We start from the raw sequence: 16,046 nt of genomic DNA on the forward strand, positions 1-16,046 counted from the left end.
CGGAAATCGGCGACAGCGCGCCCATTTGGATGAGGCAGCGTCCTGCGCCCTGAGAGGCGCCAGAATGCAGTCCAGCACTGTCACCGTAATGTCCGAACACGACGGATCGAGGAAGCGCCCACTTCGCCAGGCCCGATGACACAAAGCGCACGCGTTTGTTCGGGACCAAGTTACCATGCATAGTACCGGGGCTCTCGGCGGGCCGCTTGACTCAGGTCAATATCCCGCTGGCCTCAGCGCGCCAACATTGTCGTATGGGTGTTGTATTGCCTGCCATCTAGCGTGAGCGATCCCGGCGGAGTGCCGGGGCGCGGACATCGATCGTGAATCGTGACACGACGGAAAGCAGAATGAAGCTCGCGCTTGCGCTGCCACCACCGCAACGTGATTTGCGTCTCGACCTGTTTCGCGGCCTCGCCAACTGGGCGATGTTTCTCGGCCATGTGCCCGGCACAGTGCTGGTGTGGTGTTCGTTCCGAAATTATGGATTCAGCGACGGGGCCGACCTGTTCGTGTTCATCTCCGGCTACACCTCGGCGCTCGTTTATACCCGAAAAATGGAGCGAGGCTTTGTGTTCGGAACGAGCAGGCTCTTCAGGCGCGTATGGCAAATCTACACCGCCCATATCGTGCTATTCATGATCTACCTGGCTTTCATCCATTTCCTGTCGGAGAGGTTCAACGCGCCTGATCTGATCGATCTGTTCAACGCCGGACCGGTCACCAGCGCGCCGATCGAGATGATGACGCAGGGGCTTTTGCTGCGATACAAGCCTCTGAATTTGGACGTGCTGCCGCTGTACGTCGTCTTGATGGGCCTGTTTCCTCCGATCCTCTGGTTGATGTTGAGATTTCCCGACGCCGCCATGATCGGGTCGGTGCTGTTATATCTGGCTGCGCGGCAATTCCATTGGAACCTGCCTTCCTATCCGTCGGGAAGCTGGTACTTCAATCCGCTGGCGTGGCAGCTTCTGTTTGTTACGGGCGCATGGCTCGCGTTGACCGGTGCGGGGCGTCTGCATTTCTTGCTGCGGTCCAGGTTCGTGCTGGTTGTTGCGGTTGCCTATTTGATTTTTGCGGCGATCATGACGTTAGCTGCTCACCAGCCTCGGCTCCGGACCTTGTTTGCGCCTGCCTTGTTCGAGCTTTTCAATCCCAACGACAAGACCAATCTGGCGCCCTACCGCTATCTTCATTTGATGGTACTGATTATCCTTGGTGCCCGGTTCATACCGATCGATGCGCGCGGGCTACAAGCCACCATCTTGCGCCCCCTGGTAAAGTGCGGCCAGCAGTCCCTCGAAGTGTTCTGTGTGGGCATTCTCCTGGCCTTCATCGGGTACTTCATCCTGCAGTTGGCAGGGAACGGCATCCTCGCTCAACTGCTCGTCGGAGCTGCGGGAATCGCGATCATGACGGCGGTTGCCTACTACAGATCCTGGTCAAAGCGAGTAGAGAAACCTTCACATGAGAGTCCGGTGGATGGAAAGAGGGCGCCGGAAAGCACCGGCCCCCTCGAGCATCTTGTAGTGCGCGCCGCCGGAACGGTGCCGCAGGTCGCTTGCGGGACGGGTACGCAGCAGCAGCCGTTAAGGGAAGTTTGACAACCGCGCCGGCCGTCAAGATCGCGATCGAGGCCCATTCCATCGACCCGAATCTGCACCGCGTCCTCGCCGAGCAGATCCCCCGCTCCGGCCACCTCGCCGAGGTCGAGGCCTACAGCCACGAAATCCACGCCCTCGTGCGCGCCTATCTCGAACGTCACCGGAAGGAGATGCGCAAGCTCGACCCCGCGCTCGCAGCGTTGCGTGAGCACGATCGAAGCCATCGCGCACAACACGGCGCTGAACGCAGCCGAGATGCTGTCGGAGAAAATGGTGAAGGTGCTGGTGGACGAGACGACAAGGATGGTGGTGGGGTATTTGAGCTGGGTGGGCGACAAGCCAGGGCACTTGCGATCTAGCTCCGCACGATGCTTCTTGAGCTTCGCATCTGGCCTGATGACGATCGCACTGCCCGCGTCCAAAGCTGATCGTATTTGCGCGACTCATCCTCCGCCGGGACGCGACCGCGTCAGTCGTCGCGCGGTAACTCGCCTCGTCAATTTAAATATTTAAGCATATTTAATTTCGACAAATTAAATCATTATTCTTTAAGGTCAGGGAGAGCCGGAGCGTGGTCAACCTCAGTCCGGCACGCTCTTGCTCCGCGATGTCGGTATGTCATCACCGTTTTGCGCGTCTTGAGGAACGCGACCTCTGAGCTTGCATTGTCGGCTTGATCTTCAATCGTTCACGAGGCCGACAATGCATCTTCTCGTCAGAATGGCGGCGATTGCGACAGTCCCTGCTTGGATCGGATTGAACGCGAACGGCGCTGCAGCACAGGATTTCCATGACCGGTGGTCCATCATTCCGAAGGCTCAGGCAGAGCCGGCGCCTGCTGGACCCGAACAGCCGAAGAAGGATCAGATTGAGGCGCCACCTCCAACCGCACAAGAGCCATCGGCTGATCGCTCGGGCATGCGATCTTTCAATCGAGTCTTTTCGGGAAAGGCCTCCTATTATTCATATTCCAAAGGCAAGACAGCGAGCGGTTCGACATTCAATCGGAATCACCTCACGGCGGCGCATCGCAGCCTGCCGTTCGGCACCAAGGTCCGCGTGACCCATGGAGGAAGCAGCGTCATCGTCACCATCAACGACAGAGGCCCGTTCATTCGTGGCCGCGTCCTCGATCTCTCGCTCGCTGCCGCGCGCAGCTTGGGGATTACGAATCGCGGCGTAGCTCAGGTTCGTGCCGAGGTGTTGTAGCGGATGACCTTTGAAGGGCGGTGATATTGTAAACCCGACGCGCTTGTGGATATGACCCCTCAAGTACTCGCCGCGGCGATGGAGCGGACGCGGGTGGGCGAAACCACGCGGATGGCGGGTAGTTGAGGTAGGTGGCGCAACCTCAGCGAATGTGCCCTTTGGGAAGCCTGCGGAAACCTCGCAGGATAACAAGTAGTCTATCGCCGATGCTGCGCAACGCCGACATGTCGGCGGGCAGACCAAGGCCGTCAGGCTTCCTTCTTTTTCACGCTGATATTGCCGTCGCCCTCGATATAGGCCTCTATCACGTCCGCGGGGCTCGCTATGCCCTCCTCGCGAAGTTTGCTCATCAACTCATCCATTGTCACCAGCTCCTGCCGCATGTGGCGGCGGAGGACCTGCCCGTCTTTGATGAGGAGGAGCGGCGCCGGGTGAGCAAGCCGCTCCACGAAAGGCACGTGATACCCGATCCAGTCGATGGCAAGATTCCAGAAAATGATGGTGGCAACGAGCACGATACCTTCTGTGATCGAGTGGTATTCACCCGCCATGCCATTCTGCGCCGCGTCCGCCAGCAGCACGACGAGAAGCAGATCGGGGATGCTGAGCCCGCCGGTTTGTCGCTTCAAAACGAAGCGCATCAGGGTGAAGACGCCGAGGTACATGATGGTGCCCCGCACGACCATTTCCATGATGGAATGCGTCGGGACGAAGATCTCGTTCCACGATAGCTGAAACATGTGTTGCCCTCGCACCTAAATGGAAGCGTCCTGATACCACGTATCGATGGTCCGCCATGAGGCGGCTGATCGTAGCGTCTTCTGGAAGGCTGAACCGTACTGGCGTGATGGCACGGAGATGGTTGCGGACGCTGTTGGGCGAGACGACGCGGGTATTTGAGGTCGGTGGGCCCTTAGGGCACGATCTGCTCAAAAGGTCAAAAATGATAGTTCACGCCGACTCGGGCGACGTGGAAATCTGCCCGGCCGAAATTTGCGGTGTATCTGGACAAGTTCGGACCAATGCCCGTTGCGAGTGCGTTGGCCGTCACTGACGATTTGCCGAGGTCAACGTAGAGATATTCGGCCTTGAAGCTCCAACCAGGCGCAAAGCGCCATTCACCGCCTCCGCCGACCGTCCAGCCAGTCTGAATGCGGGAATCGTTCCCCGTGAAGCAAGTCGATCCGATCGTACAGCTGAATGAAGTGCCGGTGACGGAGACGCTCAAAGCGCCCCCCGGTCCGTTCACGATGTAGTCGTCAAATGTCGCTACTCGACCAAAAGCAAAGCCGCCGGTCCCATACAGAAGAACGCTAGGCGTGACCAGCGCCCCCAGACGCCCACGAACGCTCCCCCACCAGTCGATCTTTTGCTCAGCCGAGATGGTCTGTGTGAAGGCTGGGGGTAGAATCGGCGTTGTTTCACGACCGCCGCCGCGCAAGCTGGATCCGCTCAAGTCAGCTTCTACGCCGACTAACCACTTGCTATCGAGTTGCCAATTGTAGCCGGCTTGCAAGCCTCCCGTTACACCACTCATCGAAAAATCGTGAGGGCTGGGAGCAACCTGCCCCGCAAACGGAGGCAGAATCGGAACTCCAGGATTGAAGATGAAAGCGGAGGCCGCGTCACTCGTAAAATTGACGGACCGGTCTGCCCATGCGCCGCCAACGTTGCCGCCAGCATAAAATCCCGTCCAGCTTGGGCTGGAGTCAGCCGTGCGCGCTTTCGTGAAAATTGCAGGGCTTTGGTCAGCAGCTTCCGCCCCCGAAGCGACACTCGCCAAGACTGCTACAGCAGCCAGTGCTCTTCTCACGGGACGCCCCTCCGCGATTCCAAAGTGCCCAAATTCTTAAATCATGTTGACGCTGGATGCTGTGACGCGAGGGCAACACCTGCGGAACGTTGCAAATCAACCGCAAACGGCCGGCCCGCGGTCAACCGACGGCCCGGAAAGGAATTCCGTTCTTGAGGAATTTGGTCGGAGCGAGAGGATTTGAACCTCCGACCCCTAGTCTCCCAGACTAGTGCGCTAACCGGGCTGCGCCACGCTCCGAATGCCGTTCCATTAGCTAGGATCGCCGCTTTGCGCAAGGCGAGGCCGCAGCATTTTGGTGTATCCGCCCAAAGCTCCCGGAACTGCCCCGCAAAGCCGGGGACCGCCCTAGCCCTCCTTCAGGGCCTGATCCAGCATCTCGCGGCAGGCGATGAGGTCGCCGAGGACCCGCTCCAGCCGCTCGCGGTCGAGCGCGCTGGGGCCGGCGGGCACGGCGGCGCCGCCTTTGCGGAAGGTGGTGAGGATCTCCTCGTCGTCGACCTCGGTGAAGCGGAAGTCAATGCCTTCCTCTTCATCGCCCTGATAGTCGTCATCGTCGGTGTCGGTGATGCCCTTGATGGGGGCCTCGTCCTCGGGCTCCATCAGGCTCGCGCCGATCGCGTCCTCGATGGCGCCAAAGGAGACCGTGGCCGCGCTGTCGGCGAGGCCCTGCACCGATTTGACGCCGTGCTCTTTCAGGATCCGCTGCACCCCGCGGATGGTATAGCCTTCGCCGTAGAGCAGCCGGCGGATGCCTTTGAGCAGGTCGACGTCGTCGGGGCGATAATAGCGGCGGCCGCCGCTGCGCTTCATCGGCTTGATCTGGGAGAAGCGGGTCTCCCAGAACCGCAGCACGTGCTGCGGAATGTCGAGTTCCTGCGCTACTTCGCTGATGGTTCGGAACGCATCCGGCGCCTTGTCCAAAGGCCAGTCCTTTCCGAAAGGCGGTTACGCCTCTTCTTGAGCCGGGGTGGCGTCCCCGTTGGTGCGGTGCTGGGCGTTGATCCGCTGCTTCAGGATCGCCGACGGCTTGAACACCATGACGCGGCGCGGCGAGATCGGCACCTCGGTGCCGGTCTTCGGGTTGCGGCCGATGCGCTGGCCCTTCTTGCGCACCATGAAGGAGCCGAACGAGGACAATTTCACCGTCTCGCCCTTCTCCAGGCAGTCGGTGATCTCCTTCAGCACGAGTTCCACGAAGGCAGACGATTCCGTGCGCGACAGGCCCACCTTCTGGTAGACGGCTTCGCACAGATCGACACGCGTTACGGTTTTGCTGGTCTCGCTCATCGCCCTGCCCCACCTCACGGCGAACAATTCTTGTCTGAAATTATGAGCTTACGATACGGCGGTCAACACCGCACATCAATGCAGACGTCGCGATAATCGGCGGTGATTCCGGCAAAATTTTATCGGTGTGGCTTACCAGCGCACCAGCGCGGAGCCCCAGGTAAAGCCGCCACCCATGGCCTCCAGCAGGACCATGTCGCCCTTCTTGATGCGGCCGTCCTTGCGCGCCACCGAGAGCGCCAGCGGGATGGAGGCCGCCGAGGTGTTGCCGTGACGGTCCACCGTCAGCACCACCTTTTCCGGCGCGATGTGCAGCTTGTGCGCGGAAGCGTCGATGATTCGCTTGTTGGCCTGGTGCGGCACGAACCAGTCGATGCCGTCGGCATTGAGCCCTGTCGCCGCAAAGGCATCGACGATGACGTCGGTGATCATGCCGACCGCGTGCTTGAAGACCTCGCGGCCCTCCATGCGCAGATGGCCGACGGTCTGGGTCGAGGACGGCCCGCCGTCCACGAACAGCTTTGCCTTGTGGCGGCCGTCGGATCGTAAGTGAGTGGTGACGATGCCGCGATCGGTCGCGGCATTGCCGGGCTGCTCCTGCGCCTCCAGCACCACGGCGCCGGCGCCGTCGCCGAACAGCACACAGGTGCCGCGATCGTTCCAGTCGAGGATGCGCGAGAAGGTCTCCGCGCCGATCACCAGCGCGCGCTTGTAGGCCCCGGTGCGCAGGAAATTGTCGGCGGTGGCGAGCGCGAACACGAAGCCCGAGCACACTGCCTGCAGATCGAAGGCCGCGCCATGATTGATGCCGAGGCCGTGCTGCACGGCGACGGCGGTCGCGGGGAAGGTGTTGTCGGGCGTCGAGGTCGCCAGCACGATCAGCTCGATCGATTGCGCGTCAACGCCGGCATCGCGGAGCGCCGCCTGTGCCGCCTTGATGGCGAGGTGCGAGGTGAACTCGCCCTCGGCCGCGATGTGCCGCTCGCGAATGCCGGTGCGCTGCACGATCCACTCGTCGGAGGTATCGATGCGCGCCGCCAATTGGGCGTTGGTCACCACCTGCTCCGGCAGATAAGAGCCGCAGCCCAGCACGACCGAACGAATCTGAGTCACGAAACATCCTCCGGCGCGGGCTGCACGAATTTGAGTGCACCACCCTCGCGGTTGAGCATCTGATTGATCTTGTTCAGGAGATCGTAGTGAGCCATCTCATAGCCAACATCGATCGCATAGGCAAAGCCTTCGGCGTTGGTTCCGCCGTGGCTCTTGACCACCACCCCGTTCAGTCCCAGCAGCACGCCACCATTGGACTTGTTGGGGTCCATTTTGTCGCGCAGGGCCTGGAAGGCGCTGCGCGCGAAGAGGTAGCCGAGCTTGGACATCCAGCTCCGCTGCATCTCGTGACGAAGCAATTCCGCCATCTGCCGTGCGGTTCCCTCGGCCGCCTTCAGCGCGATGTTGCCGCTGAAGCCTTCGGTGACGATCACGTCGGCGAGCCCCTTGCCAATGCCGTCGCCCTCGACGAAACCGATATAGTCGAGCTCCGGCAGGTTCCGCGCCCGCAGGATCTCGCTGGCCTCGCGGATCTCCTCGTGGCCCTTGATCTCCTCGGCGCCGATATTGAGCAGCCCGACCGTGGGCCGGGTCTTGTTGAACAGCACGCTCGCCTTGGCCGCGCCCATCACCGCCATCGACACCAGATGGTGGGCATCGCCGCCGAGGGTGGCGCCGAGGTCGAGCACGACGGACTCCCCGCGCAGGGTCGGCCAGATCGCCGAGATCGCCGGCCGGTCGATGCCCGGCAGGGTGCGCAGATGGAAGCGCGCCATCGCCATCAGCGCGCCGGTGTTGCCGGCGGAGATCGCGACGTCCGCCTCGCCCTTCTTGACCGCGTCGATCGCGAGCCACATCGAGGAGGTCTTGCGGCCGCGCCGCAGCGCCTGGCTCGGCTTGTCCTTCATGCTGACGGCGACGTCGGTATGGACGATCTTGGAGGCGGCCTTCAGCTTCGGGTGCTGGTCGAGCTCGGGCTCGATCCTGGCGCGGTCGCCGACCAGCAGGAACTCGGTGTCGCGATGCCGGCCAAGCGAGATGGCGGCGCCCGGAATGACCACGGCGGGGCCGACATCGCCCCCCATGGCGTCCAGCGCGATGCGAACCTTGCTTGGCATGTAAGTCCTGGAAACCTGGTCTGGTGCGGTCTTGGGATCAGCGGGGCCGCAAAATGGGTACGCCACCGGTACGGCGGCCGGCCAAGCGCCACGCCGCACCCGGACCGGGGCGCGACAATAGCGTTTTGTACCCCCGAAACAACCTCTTGCCCCCAGCCTTTTGCATTCGGGGCAATCCGGCCGCCGGGCGCGGATTTCGCGAGAAATCCATTGAAATCAGACAGATAAACAGCTGTCTCAAACCATCAGGGCAAATGGCTCGCGTCCCCTGGCAAGGCAGCCGCGAGCCAAAATGCCCCTCATTGGCCCTTCTTCTTGTCCTGCAATGCCTTCAGCACGGCGAAGGGATGGTCTTCGGGGCCGGGAGCGGTGACCTCCGCCTCGAACACGGCCCCCTCCTTGCGCGGATAGGGATCGATCGCCAGGAACAGGACGTCGGTGGCGAGCCGGCCGAGGTCGATGATGCCGCCCGTGATCGGCTCGGGCCGGTCGGCAACCTCGGGCGGCGCCTCGTCGTCCTGCCCCTCCTCGATCAGATCGGCCAGGCGGCGCGCCTCGGCCTCGGGGGCGAACATCAGGTCCACCTCCTCCTCGATCTCGCTCTCGATCGGATCCAGCGTGACGACGCAGGTCTGGCCGATCCGGCCACGAACCACGCCCGTGACCTGGACCCGCCCGCCGCTTTTCGGCACGACATCGAAGCTGGCATGGGCGGACAGGATCTCGCGCAAGCCCGCGACCTCCGCCATCGCCTGCCGCTCGGCCACTGAGGCCTCGAGCTCGCGATGCAACCCGCCGTCCGGGATTTGCGCAACGATGACGGGCGCCCGCCAGGGATCGCGCTCGGTATCTGGTCGGCTCATGGCGTGACATCCTCTGACGGCGCCCGGGGAAACTTGAAGGACGCGCGCAGCAGCGCGGCCTCGTCGGTCCGGCCAAGATCGGCCTCGCTGGCCCTCGCATAGGCCGCGAGCCGCTCCGCCTGGTCGAAGCCGGTCCCATTCAAGATATTCTTGCAGATCGCCGCTGCCAGCGCCTCGCCGCCGGCTTCCATCGCCTGGTCGTAGGCCTGGACGCGGCCGTAGAATGCCTCGCCGAAGGCCCGCATCCGCTTCGGCACGGTCTGGTCGCCCACCCCCATCTCGCGCAGATTGTCGTCCATGTCCTCGCAGAAGCGGTCGAACAGCGCCTGCGACAGCTCCGCGGCGCCCTGAACCGCGCGCAGACGGCGCAGCAGCAGCCAGAGATGCAGCAGCAACAGGTCGAAACGCCCGTTAACCGTATCGGGCACACCCAAGACCCGGTAAAACAGGGGTTCTCGCGCCTGCGTCACGATCATGCCATAGATGGCCTCAATGGTGCCAGGCGGGGTTCGCCGGGGTTTCCTGAAGTGATTGAACGGCCAAAGCATTGTGGTTTCCGCAAGCGGGCGCGCGCGAGTTGCATTCAGACGCCCAGCCCGGTACTTCAGCGCCTCGCGCGACGCAAGGGGACGGAATCAGTTCCGCTATGACGACAACGAACCAGATCAGCCTGCGCGCGGACATGCGGCGCGGCCTTCATGCCTGTTGGCGCGGCCTGCGCATGCTCGCGGCCACCGCCGTGATCGGCGTGGCCCTTGCAGCTTGCACCGGCGAGCAGTTCCAGAAAGGCTACATCCTGCCGCCCGGCGCGCTCGAGCAGATTCCGATCGGCGCGAGCCAGGATCAGGTGCTGATCGTGATGGGCACGCCTTCGACGGTCGCGACCCTCGACGGTGAAGTGTTCTACTACATCTCGCAGCGCTCGGAGCGCCCGGTCGCCTTCATGAACCAGAAGGTGGTCGATCAGCGTGTCATCGCAGTCTATTTCGACAAGACCCGGCGCGTGCGCCGGCTTGCGAATTACGGTCTCCAGGACGGCAAGATCTTCGACTTCATCAGCCGCACCACGCCGACGTCGGGTCAGGAGATGAGCTACCTTACCCCGCTGTTCAAGCTGCTCAGCTTCAACTGAGGCCGTCGAAGGATTCGATCGAAGCGGCTTGTCGCTTCGCGTCGAAAATGCGCGTCGAACGAGGCTCCTGAAGCCGCTTAATTCCATCGCAAGGTATATGGGCTTACGCCTGCGTCGTCGTGCCGCTCTCTGCGCGGCACTTGTCGTCGCGCGCGACTTGCGGTCGCACGTGCCGTTCCCTACGGTTCCCGCAAAGCAAAAAGCAGGAGTGGATTCGTGCATAAGCCTTTGTTGTCCCGCCGTCGTGTGCTCGCCGGTGCTGCCGGCCTTTCGGCCGCAGCGATTCTACCGCGATCGAGCCTTGCCGACTGGAAGCCCACTGAAAACGTTCGTCTCATCGTGCCGGCCGCGGCCGGCGGCTCGACGGACGTGATGGGCCGCCTCCTGGCCGCGCATCTGCAAACCGCCTGGGGTCAGTCGACTGTGGTGGAAAACCGCTCCGGCGGCGGCGGCACGATCGGCACCGCCGAGGCCGTGCGCGCCAAGCCGGATGGTCACACCATCCTGGTCGGCAACCCCGGCCCGAACGCGATCGCCTACAGCATCTTCAAGAACCTCAGCTACAAGCCGGACCAGCTTCAGCCGGTCTCGAACATGATCCGGATTCCGAACATCGTCTCGGCGCATCCGAAGACCGGCATCAAAACGATTCCCGAGCTGATCGCGTATCTGAAGGCCAATCCGGACAAGCTCAGCTACGCCTCCTCCGGCGTCGGCCAGAGCCCCCACCTCACCGGCGCCTGGTTTCTCCAGCTCACCGGCCTGAAGATGACGCACATCCCGTTCCGCGGCGCCGGCCCCGCGCTCCAGGCCGCCCTTGCCGGCGACATCCAGATCCTGTTCGACAATCTCTATCCGACCCTGCCTCAGGTGCAGAGCGGCACGCTCAACGGTCTCTGCGTCACCACGCCCGAGCGCAGCGACCTCGCCAAAGACCTGCCGACCATGCGCGAGAGCGCGCCGGAGCTGGCGAATTTCGACGTGTCCTCCTGGTTCGCGGTCTTCCTGCCGAAGGGCGCTTCGCCCGAGGTGCTGGGCGCGCTCAATCTCCAGGTCAAGGCGATGCTGGAGCGCGAGGACGTCAAGAAGCAGATCGCCGCCATGGGCGCCCGCGCCGACTACGGCACGCCCGAGCAGTTCGCCGCCTTCGTGGACGCCGAGACGAAGAAGTTCGCCGGCATCATCCAGAAGGAAGGCCTGCAGATGGACGTGCAGTAGGTCTCTCTCACGTCATTGCGAGAGAAGCGAAGCAATCCAGGCTGTCTCTGCGGAACGATGCTGGATTGCTTCGTCGCAAGAGCTCCTCGCAATGACGTCGGGAGAGCGCCGCCTCGCCAAATCAAAAACCCCGCGGCTCACGCCGCGGGGTTTTCTCTTGTCGCGTCAGCGCCGCTCAGTGCGCCAGGATCGCCAGCAGCAGCAGGGCCACGATATTGGTGATCTTGATCATCGGGTTCACCGCAGGTCCCGCCGTGTCCTTGTAGGGATCGCCGACGGTATCGCCGGTCACCGCGGACTTATGGGCATCAGAGCCCTTGCCGCCGAAATGACCGTCCTCGATGTACTTCTTGGCGTTGTCCCAGGCGCCGCCGCCCGAGGTCATGGAGATCGCGACGAACAGGCCCGTCACGATGACGCCGAGCAGCATGGCGCCGACGGCCGAGAATGCCGCCGACTTGCCGGCCGCGCCGCCGCCCGCGATCGCATAGATCAGGAAGTAGACGACGATCGGCGACAGCACCGGCAGCAGCGAGGGGATGATCATCTCCTTGATTGCCGCGCGCGTGAGCAAGTCGACCGCCTTGCCGTAATCAGGCTTGTCGGTGCCCTGCATGATGCCCGGCTTCTCGCGGAATTGGCGACGGACCTCCTCGACGATCGCACCGGCCGCACGGCCGACCGCGGTCATGCCCATCGCGCCGAACAGGTACGGCAACAGACCGCCGAACAGCAGGCCCACCACGACGTAGGGATTGTTCAGTGAGAAGTCCGGATTGACGCCGGCGAAGTAGGGATGCTGCGCGGAGCGGGCCACGAAGAACTTGAGGTCCTCGTTGTAGGCCGCGAACAGCACCAGGGCGCCGAGACCAGCGGAGCCGATCGCGTAGCCTTTGGTGACCGCCTTGGTGGTGTTGCCGACCGCGTCGAGCGCGTCGGTCGACTTGCGCACCTCCTTCGGCAGTCCCGCCATTTCGGCAATACCGCCGGCATTGTCGGTGACGGGGCCGAAGGCGTCGAGGGCGACGATCATGCCGGCCAGCGCCAGCATGGTGGCGGTCGCGATCGCGATGCCGAACAGCCCGGCGAGGCTGTAGGTGACCAGGATGCCGGCGATGATGACGATCGCAGGCAATGCGGTCGCTTCCATCGAGATGGCGAGGCCCTGGATCACGTTGGTGCCGTGGCCGGTGACCGAGGACTGGGCGATCGACTTCACCGGACGATAGTCGGTCCCGGTGTAGTATTCGGTGATCCAGATGATCAGGGCGGTGACGACGAGACCGACCACGCCGCACTCGAACAGCGCCAGGCCGGTGTAGTTGACGCCCTCGAGTTTGCCGAAGCCGATCAGGTAGTAGATCACCAGGGCGATGCCGATCAGCGACAGGATGCCCGTTGCGATCAGGCCCTTGTAGAGCGCGCCCATGATCGACTGGCTCGGCCCGAGCTTGACGAAGAAGGTGCCGATGATCGAGGTGATGATGCAGATGCCGCCGATCGCGAGCGGCAGCGTCATCATGTTGGCGAGGATCGGCGTCTTGGCGAAGAAGATCGCCGCCAGGACCATGGTGGCGACCGCGGTCACCGCATAGGTCTCGAACAGGTCGGCGGCCATGCCGGCGCAGTCGCCGACGTTGTCGCCGACGTTGTCGGCGATGGTCGCAGGGTTGCGCGGGTCATCCTCGGGAATGCCGGCCTCGACCTTGCCGACAAGGTCGCCGCCGACGTCCGCACCCTTGGTGAAGATGCCGCCGCCGAGACGGGCGAAGATCGAGATCAGCGAGGCGCCGAAGCCGAGCGCCACCAGGGCGTCGACGACGACGCGGCTATCCGGCGCGAGCTTCAGCGAATGGACCAGGAAGCCGAAATAGAGCGTCACGCCGAGCAGCGCCAGACCCGCCACCAGAAGGCCGGTGATGGCGCCCGCCTTGAAGGCGAGCTCCAGGCCGCCGGCCAGCGACGTCGTCGCGGCCTGGGCGGTGCGCACATTGGCGCGGACCGAGACGTTCATGCCGATGAAGCCCGCAGCGCCGGACAGGATCGCGCCGATGGCGAAACCGATCGCGACATAGAGCCCGAGGAAATAGGCAAGCAGCACGAAGATGACGATGCCGACGATACCGATCGTGGTGTATTGCCGCCGGAGATAGGCTTGTGCGCCTTCGCGCACCGCCCCTGCGATCTCCTGCATGCGCGGCGACCCCGCATCCGCGCCCAAGACCGAAGACGTCGCCCAAATCGCGTAGGCGACGGAAAGCGCTCCGCAGAGCACTATCAACCATAATGCTGTCATGTGATGTTTGCCTCAGATCCTTGATGTACCCCCGGCGCCTTTTGTTGTCCGTCGTGCGGTGAAGCGCCTTGATTTTGAACAAAGCCGCCCCCTTGCCCTTAAGGGACGGCTCCAGTCGGCCGCGAGCTTGCCAAAATCACATTGAGGGTGCAACGCCGGATCAGCCCGAAAAGGCCGATCTTGGCAGGTATTTAGGACCAAGCGCTGAGAACTCAGATGCCGGTTTGGAGCAATTCCTAGAAGTGGCTGTAGGACAGCCGCGTCAAAAGCAGATCCTGGCCCTGCCCGTCCAGGAAGCGCAGCGGCTTCTGCCCCTCCGTGATGGTACCGATTGCAGTCACGGCAACGCCGAGGGACTGCCCCGCGGCAATCAGCGTCTCGCATTGTGCCGGCGGAACGGTGCAGAGCACCTCGTAGTCGTCGCCCCCGGCAAGCAGCGTCTCGACAGACGCGACGTTGCGGGCGCGAAGGCTGGCTGCCGCGGCAGAGAGTGGCAGGCTCGTCACGTCGACCGAGGCCGAGACCCCGGAGGCGGCGCAGAGCTTGGTCAGATCGCCGGCGAGCCCGTCGGAGACGTCCATCGCCGCGGTGGCATGATCGCGCAGGGCCGGCGCCAGCACGTTGCGTGGCTGCGGCACCCGATAGCGCGAGACCAGAAAATCCCGTGCCGCGGGATCGGAGGTCAGCGCGCTGGCGGCAGCCCCGCCTTTGAGCACGTCGAGGCCGAGCGCGGCATCGCCGATCGTGCCCGTGACCAGGACGCGGTCGCCCGGCCTTGCGCCGGTGCGGCCGATCATCCGCCCCTGAGGCACACGGCCGAAGGCGGTGATCGAGATCATCTGCGGGCCCGGCGTCGACACCGTGTCGCCACCGAGCAGAGGACAAGCGAAGGTCTTCGCATCCTCGCCCAGCGCGTCCGCAAAGGGACGCAGCCAGGCATCCTCCTTGCTGCGCAGCGCCAGCGTCAGCACGAAGCCTGCCGGCGTCGCTCCTTTCGCCGCGAGATCGGACAGGTTCACCCGCAGCGCCTTGCGCGCTATGTTGTCAAGCGGATCGCCGGCAAGATAATGCACGCCCTCCACCACCGCGTCGGTGGTGACGACGATGTCCTCGCCGGACGAGGACAGCACCGCCGCGTCGTCGACCAACCCGAACGCGCCGGGATCGGTCGCCAGCGGTTTGAAATAGCGCGCGATGAGGGAGTCTTCGCCGGAGGGATTTTGTGTGGTTTCCATCGGCGTCAGCCCCATCCACCGCTGTCATCGCCCGGCTTGACCGGGCGATCCAGTATTCGAGAGACAGTCGTGTTAGCCCGATAGGCCGCGGCGTACTGGATCACCCGCCTTCGCGGGTGATGACGACGGAGAATGGGGCAGTCGTCTCGCATCACTTCACCGCCCTCGCGGGAAACTACCCCCGCCCGAACTCGTCGCCGCGAAACTGGCGGCCGATCTGGTCGAGCACGGCGTTGACCATGCCGGTTTCCTCGCGGTCGACGAAAGCATTGGCGACGTCGACATATTCGGAGACCACCACCCGGCCCGGCACGTCCTTGCGATGCTGGAGCTCATAGGCTCCTGCCCGCAGCACTGCCCGCAGGATCGCCTCGATCCGCTTGAGCGGCCAGCCCTTCGACAGCGCCTCGTCGATCAGAGGATCGAGCTTCTTCTGGTCGCGGACGACGCCGGAGACGACGTCGCGGAAAAAGGCGGCTTCCGCCGGCAGATACGTCTCGCCCTCGACCTCGTTGCCGAGCCAATGGCTTTCGAATTCGGCAAAGATGTCGTTGATGCCCGCACCGGCGATGTCCATCTGGTACAGTGCCTGCACGGCTGCGAGCCGTGCCGCACCGCGCCGGTTCGCCTTCTTCTCGACAACGCCGGTCGGCTTCTTGGTGTTATCGGCCATGGCTTCAGGCCCGCGCCAGGCGGCGTTTAATGCGCAGCATCGCAAGCGCGGCGCGCGCGGCATCGCCGCCCTTGTTGAGCTCGCTGGCACGCGCCCGCGCCCAGGCCTGCGCCTCGGTGTTGACGGTGAGGATGCCGTTGCCGAGCGGCAGCTTCCGCGCCACGGCGAGGTCCATCAGCGCGCGCGAGGATTCCTGCGAGACGATCTCGAAATGAATGGTGTCGCCGCGGATCACGCAGCCGAGCGCGATCACCGCATCATAGGGCCTGCCGTTCGCCGCCGCGGCATCGACCGCGATGGCGACTGCCGCGGGGATCTCCAGCGCACCGGGAACCGTAATGACGTCGTGGGTCAGGCCGGCCGCCTTCAGCTCGGCCACCGCGCCGTCCAGCAGCGCATCCTGGAGATCGTCATAGAACCGCGCCTCGACAATCAGCGCGCGCGCGCCGGAAATGTCGGTCTGGTCCTTCAGGGGTGCGCGCCGCGCGTCTGCCATCGTTCAATCCGTTTCGAAAGGGGTCGGCGCTATGTAGTCGCCGGAA

17 protein-coding genes and 1 tRNA gene are annotated in these 16,046 nt (G+C 63.6%); 5 read left to right on the forward strand and 13 right to left on the reverse strand.

Annotation, left to right across the window (positions count from 1 at the left end; translation table 11 throughout):
• Positions 1-350 precede the first annotated feature (350 nt).
• The 3 genes from I6F37_RS01650 (at position 351) to I6F37_RS01660 (ending at position 2,813) form a co-directional block, all read left to right on the forward strand.
• A complete protein-coding gene (locus I6F37_RS01650) occupies positions 351-1,604 on the forward strand; it encodes an OpgC domain-containing protein (protein WP_225150109.1) in 1,254 nt (417 codons plus the stop codon).
• Entirely contained in the window at positions 1,601-1,963 is a 363-nt protein-coding gene (locus tag I6F37_RS01655) for a hypothetical protein (protein ID WP_225150111.1), read from the forward strand. Before I6F37_RS01650 ends, I6F37_RS01655 begins: the two co-directional genes overlap by 4 nt.
• Before the next feature lie 343 nt (positions 1,964-2,306).
• The gene (locus I6F37_RS01660) at positions 2,307-2,813 is read left to right on the forward strand and encodes a septal ring lytic transglycosylase RlpA family protein (RefSeq protein ID WP_036010404.1); all 507 of its coding nucleotides are present in this window, start codon (positions 2,307-2,309) and stop codon (positions 2,811-2,813) included.
• Positions 2,814-3,061: 248 nt separating this feature from the next.
• On the opposite strand, the gene I6F37_RS01665 is transcribed toward I6F37_RS01660, so the two are convergent.
• The 9 genes from I6F37_RS01665 to I6F37_RS01705 form a co-directional block, all read right to left on the reverse strand.
• Entirely contained in the window at positions 3,062-3,553 is a 492-nt protein-coding gene (locus I6F37_RS01665; RefSeq protein ID WP_225150112.1) for a DUF421 domain-containing protein, read from the reverse strand.
• 197 nt (positions 3,554-3,750) lie between these two features.
• Entirely contained in the window at positions 3,751-4,626 is an 876-nt protein-coding gene (locus I6F37_RS01670; protein ID WP_197424475.1) for an outer membrane protein, read from the reverse strand.
• Between the two features lie 162 nt (positions 4,627-4,788).
• A tRNA-Pro gene (locus I6F37_RS01675) sits at positions 4,789-4,866 on the reverse strand.
• Positions 4,867-4,974: 108 nt separating this feature from the next.
• Positions 4,975-5,550: a MerR family transcriptional regulator gene (locus tag I6F37_RS01680; protein ID WP_225150113.1), complete on the reverse strand. Its 576-nt coding sequence runs from the start codon at positions 5,548-5,550 to the stop codon at positions 4,975-4,977.
• A gap of 24 nt (positions 5,551-5,574) precedes the next feature.
• Positions 5,575-5,916: an integration host factor subunit alpha gene (locus I6F37_RS01685; RefSeq protein WP_225140090.1), complete on the reverse strand. Its 342-nt coding sequence runs from the start codon at positions 5,914-5,916 to the stop codon at positions 5,575-5,577.
• Between the two features lie 132 nt (positions 5,917-6,048).
• Complete coding sequence (locus I6F37_RS01690; RefSeq protein ID WP_036025462.1) at positions 6,049-7,029, reverse strand: beta-ketoacyl-ACP synthase III; 981 nt, start codon at positions 7,027-7,029, stop codon at positions 6,049-6,051.
• Positions 7,026-8,087 carry a phosphate acyltransferase PlsX gene (plsX, locus tag I6F37_RS01695; RefSeq protein ID WP_225150114.1) on the reverse strand — a complete coding sequence of 354 codons (1,062 nt, stop codon included), beginning with the start codon at positions 8,085-8,087 and terminating at the stop codon, positions 7,026-7,028. Before plsX ends, I6F37_RS01690 begins: the two co-directional genes overlap by 4 nt.
• 299 nt (positions 8,088-8,386) lie before the next feature.
• A complete protein-coding gene (locus I6F37_RS01700; protein ID WP_225150115.1) occupies positions 8,387-8,950 on the reverse strand; it encodes a DUF177 domain-containing protein in 564 nt (187 codons plus the stop codon).
• Positions 8,947-9,498, reverse strand: coding sequence for a ubiquinol-cytochrome C chaperone family protein (locus I6F37_RS01705; protein WP_225150116.1), 552 nt, complete (start codon positions 9,496-9,498; stop codon positions 8,947-8,949). Before I6F37_RS01705 ends, I6F37_RS01700 begins: the two co-directional genes overlap by 4 nt.
• A 98-nt stretch (positions 9,499-9,596) precedes the next feature.
• Here I6F37_RS01705 and I6F37_RS01710 point away from each other — a divergent pair, with 98 nt between their 5' ends.
• The gene (locus tag I6F37_RS01710) at positions 9,597-10,082 is read left to right on the forward strand and encodes an outer membrane protein assembly factor BamE (protein ID WP_036010444.1); all 486 of its coding nucleotides are present in this window, start codon (positions 9,597-9,599) and stop codon (positions 10,080-10,082) included.
• A 216-nt stretch (positions 10,083-10,298) separates the two neighbouring features.
• Entirely contained in the window at positions 10,299-11,300 is a 1,002-nt protein-coding gene (locus tag I6F37_RS01715) for a tripartite tricarboxylate transporter substrate binding protein (RefSeq protein ID WP_036010447.1), read from the forward strand.
• Between the two features lie 175 nt (positions 11,301-11,475).
• Here the strand turns inward: I6F37_RS01715 and I6F37_RS01720 are convergent, their stop codons facing one another.
• The 4 genes from I6F37_RS01720 to ribH form a co-directional block, all read right to left on the reverse strand.
• Complete coding sequence (locus I6F37_RS01720; protein WP_109143543.1) at positions 11,476-13,596, reverse strand: sodium-translocating pyrophosphatase; 2,121 nt, start codon at positions 13,594-13,596, stop codon at positions 11,476-11,478.
• A 236-nt stretch (positions 13,597-13,832) separates the two neighbouring features.
• Positions 13,833-14,831: a thiamine-phosphate kinase gene (gene thiL, locus I6F37_RS01725; RefSeq protein WP_225150117.1), complete on the reverse strand. Its 999-nt coding sequence runs from the start codon at positions 14,829-14,831 to the stop codon at positions 13,833-13,835.
• Between the two features lie 175 nt (positions 14,832-15,006).
• Complete coding sequence (gene nusB / locus I6F37_RS01730; RefSeq protein ID WP_036010453.1) at positions 15,007-15,504, reverse strand: transcription antitermination factor NusB; 498 nt, start codon at positions 15,502-15,504, stop codon at positions 15,007-15,009.
• A gap of 4 nt (positions 15,505-15,508) precedes the next feature.
• On the reverse strand, positions 15,509-16,000 hold the full coding sequence (ribH, locus tag I6F37_RS01735) for a 6,7-dimethyl-8-ribityllumazine synthase (protein WP_036010456.1): 492 nt from the start codon (positions 15,998-16,000) through the stop codon (positions 15,509-15,511).
• Positions 16,001-16,046 lie beyond the last annotated feature (46 nt).

It is taken from the genome of Bradyrhizobium sp. NBAIM08 (assembly GCF_020193935.1).
Classification (GTDB): Bacteria; Pseudomonadota; Alphaproteobacteria; order Rhizobiales; family Xanthobacteraceae; genus Bradyrhizobium; species Bradyrhizobium yuanmingense.

Coding starts and splice junctions, on each gene's coding strand:
- I6F37_RS01650 (WP_225150109.1), top strand. CDS start 351: ATGAAGCTCGCGCTTGCGCTGCCACCACCGCAACGTGATTTGCGTCTC.
- I6F37_RS01660 (WP_036010404.1), top strand. CDS start 2,307: ATGCATCTTCTCGTCAGAATGGCGGCGATTGCGACAGTCCCTGCTTGG.
- I6F37_RS01665 (WP_225150112.1), bottom strand. CDS start 3,553: ATGTTTCAGCTATCGTGGAACGAGATCTTCGTCCCGACGCATTCCATC.
- I6F37_RS01685 (WP_225140090.1), bottom strand. CDS start 5,916: ATGAGCGAGACCAGCAAAACCGTAACGCGTGTCGATCTGTGCGAAGCC.
- plsX (WP_225150114.1), bottom strand. CDS start 8,087: ATGCCAAGCAAGGTTCGCATCGCGCTGGACGCCATGGGGGGCGATGTC.
- I6F37_RS01700 (WP_225150115.1), bottom strand. CDS start 8,950: ATGAGCCGACCAGATACCGAGCGCGATCCCTGGCGGGCGCCCGTCATC.
- I6F37_RS01705 (WP_225150116.1), bottom strand. CDS start 9,498: ATGCTTTGGCCGTTCAATCACTTCAGGAAACCCCGGCGAACCCCGCCT.
- I6F37_RS01710 (WP_036010444.1), top strand. CDS start 9,597: ATGACGACAACGAACCAGATCAGCCTGCGCGCGGACATGCGGCGCGGC.
- I6F37_RS01720 (WP_109143543.1), bottom strand. CDS start 13,596: ATGACAGCATTATGGTTGATAGTGCTCTGCGGAGCGCTTTCCGTCGCC.
- thiL (WP_225150117.1), bottom strand. CDS start 14,831: ATGGAAACCACACAAAATCCCTCCGGCGAAGACTCCCTCATCGCGCGC.
- nusB (WP_036010453.1), bottom strand. CDS start 15,504: ATGGCCGATAACACCAAGAAGCCGACCGGCGTTGTCGAGAAGAAGGCG.
- ribH (WP_036010456.1), bottom strand. CDS start 16,000: ATGGCAGACGCGCGGCGCGCACCCCTGAAGGACCAGACCGACATTTCC.